General features: G+C 36.2%; 1 protein-coding gene and 2 pseudogenes. 2 read left to right on the top strand and 1 reads right to left on the bottom strand.

The window, feature by feature from the left end:
- A pseudogene (locus FTV37_RS17100) lies at window positions 1-447 on the top strand (replication initiation protein); the annotation flags it as partial.
- A gap of 122 nt (window positions 448-569) precedes the next feature.
- The gene (locus tag FTV37_RS17105) at window positions 570-1289 is read left to right on the top strand and encodes a phytanoyl-CoA dioxygenase family protein (protein WP_087554354.1); all 720 of its coding nucleotides are present in this window, start codon (window positions 570-572) and stop codon (window positions 1287-1289) included.
- 173 nt (window positions 1290-1462) lie between these two features.
- Here FTV37_RS17105 and FTV37_RS17110 read toward each other — a convergent pair.
- Window positions 1463-1843, bottom strand: a pseudogene (locus FTV37_RS17110) (flavodoxin family protein); the annotation flags it as partial.
- Window positions 1844-2111: the final 268 nt, after the last annotated feature.

Here is a 2111-nt window from a genome sequence, read left to right on the forward strand (position 1 = left end):
AAACGAGATCCAAACACACCTGATTTCTTTGTCGAAATGACCGATGCACAACGGCATTTGTTTGCACACAAATTATCTGAACTGCCCGAAGTTGGTAGCGAATATGCAGAGATCGGAGAGTCATCCGAAGACTTTACGAAACGCCTTGCAGACATGCTTTTAGAGCCAAAAAAATTCAGGATGTTTTATCCGCTACTGGAACAGCTCGGCTTTGGTTCTAAGAAAATACAATCAGCACCAATCAAACAGGTCGATGAACCTAAGTTTATAGATTTTCCAAATATGCAGATCAACCGAATTTCTTACGGCATGTCCAGAAATAAAAAATTCAAACATTTGAAGCAAGAGAATGAATCACCTAATGATTTTATGCAACGGCTTTGCATCATGCTAAAAGACCCAAAACAGCAACTTCAATTTTACGATTTCCTAAAATCTAATCCTTGAGTTTCCCCCTCTACTGCATATAATGGCTCGATTTGGGTGTTGGAAGATGGAAAAAATGCTGGTTTATTAAGGCTATTGCCTAAGTAGAGCTGATTGAATCTTAGGGATTGGAAATTTTTAAAATGAATCATAATGGAGCCGATTTGGATCAAATAAAGTTAAAACAAATTAAAACTGACTTAAGTGTTGATGGAATTGTTAAGCTATCTCAGTTTATTGATAAAAAAGAAGTAAATTTAATCAAAGAGAGTTTGGTTGAAGAACTGAAACGTTTAAAAATTTATGAAAATAATAAAATAATCTCTAAAGAATTGAAAAAATTGAGTCATTTTCAACAGATTGTCATGTTGTCCAGAACAGTTAAACAGCCAAAAACTTTAGAAAAATATTCAGATATTTTGGGTGAAGTTGTATTCAAAATTTTTGCTAAAAAGTTTTACTCTGATCAGAAACAGCAACTTCTACTGACATTACCTCAACAGGAAAAATGGACACTGAATGATTTAAAATGGCATGTCGATTCACATTCAACAGCTTTTGAGTCACTGCAATTTTTTTTAATCATTGATGATATTCAACCTCATGGTGGTGGAACTCTAGTTTTGAAAGGTTCACATCATTTAACTGAACGATCTTCTTCAAGTCAGCTGAATCATTTATTGAGTACGAAAATATTAAATCAGCCTTTTGATTTTCAGAATAAAAAATTAGAGATCATTGAATTAACTGGCGTACAAGGGGATGTGTATTTAATGGATATGAGGGTTATTCATTCTCCAGCGATAAATGCTGCAAAAAAGATAAGAATGATGGCAACGTATAGATATTTTCAGAATTTGTAAGATAAATAAAGAAAACCCATCATCCTGACAGGATCTTCTTCATAAGAGATATTCCTAATCCATGCTGACATTCACATAGAAAAGAAACTATTGATAACACCTAATGTTTTTAATGTAGTAATGCCCGAGATTAAAAAACATATGGAAATTAAAGACTAGACTCTTTCATTTGATCATGTTCCTTGATATGCATTTAAGCGAAATGCAAAGTTTTGTCCAAATAACTGAGCGGTTTTAATATCGCCAATATCAAAAGCATCTGCCGCACTGGCATGTTCGGCTTGTGCCATAAGACCAGACCATGAGCCGAGACGATTGGCTGCTTGCGTATACGGAACACCTTGATGTTGCTCAGGTAAAATAGGGTTGCCGACCCATACCATACCGTGTTGCATCGAAAAGGTGAAAAGCGAAATCAGGGTCGATTGCTTATCCCCAGCAGGTAATGAGGAAACAGTAAATCCTGCGGCTAATTTTCCTTTAAAAGCCTGCTTCTTCCATAATGGACCTGTGGCATCCATGAGTTGTTTAAAAGTGCCAGAGACACCACCTAAAAAAGATTTCAAAACGCCCCAACTTTTGGGGCTTATTTTTATCTTTTTCAGAGGCCGTTTTTTTGTTTCTCGGAGAGAAACGCGGAAGCGTGCATTCCCTCCTGCTGTCGGAAAATGATAAATCCCCCAAACCGCTAAAAGTTGCCGATCGGCAACTTTTAAAATATCAAATTTTCACACATGGCTTAAAACCGCCTAAAATCGCCTTTAAGCGCACTTTTCTTCAAAACAGGGAAATCTAGCTAAACAGGGCTAAAAACGCCAATAA

Source organism: Acinetobacter sp. YH16042, assembly GCF_013417245.1.
GTDB lineage: Bacteria > Pseudomonadota > Gammaproteobacteria > Pseudomonadales > Moraxellaceae > Acinetobacter > Acinetobacter amyesii.